6 protein-coding genes and 1 pseudogene are annotated in these 6,165 nt (G+C 67.2%); 3 read left to right on the forward strand and 4 right to left on the reverse strand.

Annotated features, from left to right (window positions below; genetic code table 11):
* Window positions 1-523: pseudogene (locus BIS11_RS08950) on the reverse strand (gamma-glutamyl-phosphate reductase); the annotation flags it as partial.
* A gap of 244 nt (window positions 524-767) precedes the next feature.
* On the opposite strand from BIS11_RS08950, the gene BIS11_RS08955 reads away from it, so the two are divergent.
* The 3 genes from BIS11_RS08955 to BIS11_RS08965 are packed head-to-tail and all read left to right on the forward strand — an operon-like array spanning window position 768 to window position 3,981.
* The gene (locus BIS11_RS08955; RefSeq protein WP_253420547.1) at window positions 768-1,622 is read left to right on the forward strand and encodes a hypothetical protein; all 855 of its coding nucleotides are present in this window, start codon (window positions 768-770) and stop codon (window positions 1,620-1,622) included.
* Entirely contained in the window at window positions 1,619-2,551 is a 933-nt protein-coding gene (locus BIS11_RS08960) for a diguanylate cyclase (protein WP_253420549.1), read from the forward strand. The genes BIS11_RS08955 and BIS11_RS08960 overlap by 4 nt, the downstream gene beginning before the upstream one ends.
* A 32-nt stretch (window positions 2,552-2,583) precedes the next feature.
* Window positions 2,584-3,981, forward strand: a complete 1,398-nt coding sequence (locus BIS11_RS08965) for a bifunctional DedA family/phosphatase PAP2 family protein (protein ID WP_253585942.1) — start codon at window positions 2,584-2,586, stop codon at window positions 3,979-3,981.
* Window positions 3,982-3,988: 7 nt separating this feature from the next.
* Here BIS11_RS08965 and BIS11_RS08970 read toward each other — a convergent pair whose 3' ends face one another.
* The 3 genes from BIS11_RS08970 to BIS11_RS08980 all read right to left on the reverse strand — a co-directional run.
* The gene (locus tag BIS11_RS08970) at window positions 3,989-4,612 is read right to left on the reverse strand and encodes a LysE family translocator (protein WP_253420553.1); all 624 of its coding nucleotides are present in this window, start codon (window positions 4,610-4,612) and stop codon (window positions 3,989-3,991) included.
* Between the two features lie 28 nt (window positions 4,613-4,640).
* Window positions 4,641-5,276, reverse strand: coding sequence for a flavin prenyltransferase UbiX (locus tag BIS11_RS08975; RefSeq protein WP_253420555.1), 636 nt, complete (start codon window positions 5,274-5,276; stop codon window positions 4,641-4,643).
* A partial coding sequence (locus BIS11_RS08980; RefSeq protein ID WP_253585943.1) for a Mur ligase family protein occupies window positions 5,277-6,165 on the reverse strand: 889 nt, incomplete at its 5' end.

The raw sequence follows: 6,165 nt of genomic DNA on the forward strand, positions 1-6,165 counted from the left end.
CGTTGGAGGCGTGCGCCTCGGAGCCGCCGCGCAGGATGCAGGCGTTGCCGGCCTTGAGGCACAAGCTCGCCGCCTCGATGGTCACGTTGGGGCGCGACTCAAAAATGATGCCGATCACCCCCAGCGGCACGCGCATCTTGCCGACCTGGATACCGCTCGGGCGGTAGTTCATGGCGCTGATCTCGCCCACCGGGTCGGCGAGCGCGGCCACCTGGCTAAGCCCTTCGATCATGGCGTCGATGCGCGTATCGTCCAGCGCCAGTCGATCGAGCAGCGCCGCGTCGAGGCCGTTCTCCCGCCCCCTCGCCAGATCCTGCTGATTGGCGCGCAGAAGCGCCGGTCGAGCGCTCTCGAGGGCGGAAGCGATGGCCCGCAGGGCGCGATTCTTGGCGCCGGTATCGGCGGCGCGCAGCACTTTCGCTGCCTCACGGGCGCGGCGCCCTACCGCGTTCATGTATCCGGGAATATCGCCGGCGGCCAGGGCTTTCAGGGCGTTATCGTGATCGGCGCGTGCAACGCTCATGCTGTCTCCCAGAATCAGGCTCATGGATTAAGTCGAAAACAGGGGCGGCGATTCATCTCATCCAACCACCCCTGGTAGGGTATATCTCGCGCGCAAAGCCGCCGCGAGGCACCTAAAAACGTCAGCGCCCCGAAATAAAACGCACTAGACGCTATACTGAAGCCACCCGGATACGGTAGCGCTCGGCGGCGAGGCGTTCATCGGTCCGGGGCCTCTACTCAAAACAGGTCAATAGTAAGCCAGCATGGAAAGCAAATACAAAATACGCCTGCTCAGAGTCAACCTGCTGCTCGCCGCCGCCGTTCTCGTCCTCTGGAGTTTCGGGGCGCCGCCGCTGGCTACCGTGGCGCTGTGGACGGCAGCGCTATGGCTGTTCACCACCGCCGTACTGCTGGAGTTCACCCTGCGCCATTCGCGCGATCTCTCCTGGCAGGTCCTGACCAGCGCCCTGCTGCTGTTTCTGATCGCAGCGGCCCCGGAGCGCCACAGCATCCTGATCTGGGTATGGGCCGCCCTTTTCATGCTGTCGCAACATCGCATCATGACGCTGTTCAATATCGGCGGAGCGCTTTCGAGCTGGCTGCTGGTGGCCTTCAACCTGAGCGCTGCCCAGGCAGCGATGCTGCTGGTGGCGCTGGTCATCCTCACGCTGCTGGCCATCGCCCAGACGCGTCGGCTGATCGACCTCAACGGCAGCATCCGCCAGCGCCTGCGCCTGATTCCGGGGCTCAACCTGTGGGCCGGCGAGCAGCTCTTGAAGGATCTGAACCGCGAGCAGATTCGCGCCCGCCGCGAGGATATCTACGCCGAGGTGCTGATCGTCCATCAGAAGCGCCACCAGCTTTGGGCCCACGCCCAGAGACTCTGCGAGCTGACCCACGATTTCGAGAACGTCTATCGCCTCGATGGCTCGACACTGGCGGTGCTGCTGCTGTGCCGCGACGCCGCGACCGGGGCGCAGCGGCGCCTGGCACTGTGCTCGGCGCTCTCCAGCGGCGTGGTGCATCAGCACGTGCCTCTCGAGGAGCTCGACCCCGCCGGCGTGAGTCTCGAGTGCCTGAGCCGGCGCCACGACGTCTCGCAAAGGAGCGGTGCATGATCAAGAACCTGCCTCCCCGCGCGCTGATGACGCTGGCCTATGTCATCTGCCTGCTGATCACCACCTGCTACACGTTCTGGCTCTACGCCATGGGGCATTACCGCGAACTGATGGTGCCGCTGTTCGTATCGCTCCTGCTGGTGACGGCGCTGCTGCTTCACTACGGTCAGACGTTCACCCCCTACGGGCCGCGCGCGATCTTGCTGATCAGCGCCTACATCAGCGTCTCGTCGGCCCTCTACTTCGGTCTCACGAACGCCATGATCTGGCTGGGGCTGCCCATGGCAGCGGCCTTCGTGCTGCTTCCTCACGTGAGCGCCCTGGGGCTCAACCTGCTGTTCATTCCGCTGTGGTGGCTGTTGCCGATGAACGATCACGCGCTCTACCCGCTCCCCCTGGGGTATCTGGCGCTGATTTTGATGTTCGCCCTGCCCCCCTGGGAGATCGCGCGGCGTCATGCGCTGCTGCGTGCCTCCGACCCTCACGACAGCGAGTGCAACGCCTACCATATCGATACCCTCAAGGAGCGCCTGAACAGCGAGTTCCAGCGCGCCGCGCTGCTCGACAAGCGCCTGGCGGTGCTCGTGCTTCACTTGCCGCAGCTGGACATGGCCGAGGAACAATTCGGCAGCCGCGCCAAGCGAGCGCTGCTGGAGGCGCTGTGCAGCGAGGTCAATAGCCGCTGCCGCGACCATGACCTGCTCGGGCGCGCCGATGCAGCGAGTTTCTGGCTGGTACTGCCGGACACCAGCGAAAGCGGCGCGCTGCTGGTGCGCGAGCGCCTCCACCGCGCGCTGTCGCGCCGGGTGCTGATCGAGACCGGTCCGCTCGAGGCGCGAATTGGGGTATGCTTGCCGCGCCCGAGCGAGCGGTTCGACCGTTACGTTCAACGTCTGGAAAACCTGTCACGGACGCTCTACCGCGCCTGAGCCCGGCGCTTACACCTTGAAGGGAGTCATTTGTGCATCTCGCCGAGCAGTTGCTGGATCTTTCGCTTTCCCCCCTCATGCTGTTGCTGCTGATCTTTCTGATCTCGGCGCTCGAGTCGCTCGCCGTGGTAGGCCTGCTGGTGCCCGGCGTGGTCCTGGTCACCGCCGCCGCCTCGATGGCAGGACACCAGGACGTCGAGGTCGCCTGGCTTCTGATCGCCGCCTTTCTCGGGGCGGTGGTCGGCGACGGGGTGAGCTTCAAGCTCGGCTACGATCATCGCGAGCAGGTGACGAAACGCTGGCCGCTGGCCCAGCACCCGGAGTGGCTGGGCCGCGGGGCGCGGTTCTTCGAGCGCTACGGCATCTACTCGGTGTTCATCGGCCGCTTCGTCGGCCCGGTACGCCCGATCATTCCGCTGGTGGCCGGCATGATGCGCATGCCGCCGCGCACCTTCTTGCTGGCCAACATCGCCTCGGCGATCATCTGGGCGCCCGCCTACGTGCTGCCGGGCTACCTGCTGGGCCACACCTGGCAGCGCTACCTGTCGGTGCCGCCCAATATCGAAAACGCCGTGCTGGTGATCGCCGCCATCGTGGTGGTGCTGGCGGTGGGGTTCTCCCGGGGTCGCGCCCAGGTGGGCCGCCATGGGCGCCTCTACCTGATGACCGCCCGGGCCGCGCGACGCCTGCCCTTCACCCGCCGGCCGTGGCTTGCCATGAGCCACAGCGGCGAGGTGCCGCTGGCATCGCTATTGCTGTTCGTGATCGCCTTCACGAGCTTCTGCGCCTGGACGCTCTACGTTCTCAAGCACCCCGAGGCGCTCTCGCTGGACCTGCAGGCCCAGCGGCTCTTCACCTGGCTCGAGACGCCGGCGCTGCATACCGCGAGCCTGGGTTTTGCCAAGCTCGGCGACAAGCTCGGCATCACGATACTGATACTGCCCTGGGCGGCGTGGCTGCTGGCCCGCCGACGCCTCGACGTGCTGCTGCACTGGGCGGCGGCCTTGGGCGGGATCGCTCTGCTCAACACCCTCGGCAAGGCGGCCTTCGGGCGCGCCCGGCCGGACACGCCGGAGTACCTCGTCGGCTCGCTCTCCTACCCCAGTGCCCATACCTCGGGCTTCGTGGTGGTGGTGGGACTCGCGGCGGCCTTCATCGCCGGCGAGTGCGCCCGCAAGTACCGGGTATGGATCTACTGGGTGGCGATCGCGCTGGTGGTGCCGATGGCGCTGTCGCGGCTGATGCTGGGCGTGCACTGGTTGAGCGACCTGATCGGCGGGGCGCTTTTGGGGCTCACGCTCTGTGCGCTGGTGCGCCTGAGCTGGCAGAGCCGGCGCCGGGCGCCGCTGCCCGCTTGCCCGCTGGCGCTGCTGCTCGGTGCCACGCTTGTGCTGATGGGGCTGCGCATCGCCTACCTGCCGCTGGTGTGAGCGGCGCTCAACCCAGCGCCAGCCAGAGCCCCACGCCGATCATCAGGGTACCGGCGATGCGGTTCATCAGCCTCACGTTACCGCTCTTGCCAAGGGTGCGCCGCAAGGTCTTGCCGCCGGTGGCGTAGACCAGAAGACTGGCGAACTCGATGGTCAGAATCACCGCGATCAGCCCGGCGAGCTGCTGGACGAGCCCGCGGGAGCTGTCCAGAAACGGCGGCAACAGCGCCATGAAGAACGCCCACCCCTTGGGATTGGCGATCGCGGTGACGAACCCCTGGCTTGCCAGCTGAAGCCGCCCGGCGGGCGGGCCGGCCTCGATCTCGGAGGGAATCGCCATGCGCCCCCGGGAGCGCCACATCATCACCCCGAGATAGGCAAGGTACGCCCCGCCGACCCACTTGAAGAGCGTGAAGAGCGCCGGCTGCTTGAGCATCAGGGCGGCCACACCGGCGCCGGCGGCGGCGGCGACCAGCCCGACACCCGCCAGCTCGCCGAGCATCATCCAGAGCGTGCGCTTGATGCCCTGGGTCATGCCGAGCACCATGGCCAGCGTCATGCACATGCCCGGCGTGAGCGACACGAACAGGAAGGTGGGTACAAATACGGAAAGCGTCGCCCACGACAGCATAAATCGGATTCCTCGAGAAGAGTGTCGGTCAGGGTTGGTCGGCGTGCTCGCCCCAGCGCGGTACCAGGGTGTGCTCGATGCCGAGCTGGTTGAGTATACGGGCCACGATGAAGTCGATCAGCGCCTCGATCGAGTCCGGGCGGTGGTAGAAGCCCGGCGCTGCGGGCAGGATCACCACCCCGAGCCGGCTCAGGGTCAGCATGTGCTCCAGATGAATCGGCGAGAACGGGGTCTCGCGCGGCACCATCACCAGCCGGCGGCGCTCCTTGATCGCCACGTCCGCTGCCCGCTCGATCAGATTGTTGCTCGCCCCGGTGGCGACCGCCGACAGGGTGCCGGTGGAGCATGGGCAGATCACCATGTGGGAAGGGGCGCCGGAGCCCGAGGCGACCGGCGCCATCCAGTCCTCGCGCCCGAAGCAGCGAATCTGCCCGGGCCGGGCCTTGAAGCGCGCGGTGAGCGCTTCAACCAGGCGCTCGGGCTTTGCCGGCAGCTCGACGTCGGTCTCGGTGCTGATCACCATGTGCGCGGCCTTGGAGATCATCACCCACACCTCGTGGCCGGCCTCGACGAGCACCTCGACCAGGCGCAGCCCGTACTGGGCACCGGAGGCGCCGGTCAGCGCCACGCTCACGGGTGCCTTGAAGGGAGTATCGTGCTGCATTCAGGCCTCCTTGGCGGCCAGAGCGACGAGAAGCCGCTCGTGTATCCCGCCGAACCCTCCGTTGGACATCACCACGATGCGATCCTGGGGCAGCGCCTTGGCCACCACCGCTGCCACCAGCGCGTCGAGATCGTGGTGCAGCGAGCCGTGGGCCTGCTCGTCGACCAAGGCGTCCATCGACCAGTCGAGCCCTTCGGGTTCGAACCAGAACACCGCATCCGCCGGGGCCACGCAAGCCTTCAGACGATCGCGCAGCGCGCCCAGGCGCATGGTGTTGGAGCGCGGCTCGATCACCGCCAGCAGCCGGCCCTTGGGCGTGGCCGCGCGAAGCCCCTCGAGGGTGGCGGCGATCGCGGTCGGGTGATGGGCGAAGTCGTCGATCACCTGCACGCCGCCGATCTCGCCGCGCACCTCCTGACGCCGTCTGGGGGTCTGAAAGCGCGACAGCGCCGCGCAGGCCCGCGCCAGGTCGACACCCAGATGATGCGCCGAGGCCAGCGCCGCCAGGGCGTTGCGCGCATTGTGCTCGCCGGTGAGACTCCACTCCACCACGCCATCCTCGGCGCGCTCGCCATCAAAAACCACCTGGAAGCGGCTGGCGTCCGGGCGCTCGAGCGTGAAGCGCCAGGGGCTCGACGCCTGATCGCCAAAGTACACCACCGGCGACCAGGCCCCCTGGTCGATCACCCGATCGAGCGCGGGCTGGCCATCGGCGACCAGCAGACGCCCCCGCCCCGGCACCGTGCGTACCAGGTGGTGGAACTGGCGCTCGATGGCGGCCAGATCGGGAAAGATATCGGCGTGGTCGAACTCCAGGTTGTTCAGCACGGCGATCTCGGGGCGGTAGTGGACGAACTTCGAGCGCTTGTCGAAGAACGCGGTGTCGTAC

The sequence above is a fragment of the Halomonas sp. 707D4 genome (assembly GCF_024158685.1).
GTDB lineage: Bacteria > Pseudomonadota > Gammaproteobacteria > Pseudomonadales > Halomonadaceae > Vreelandella.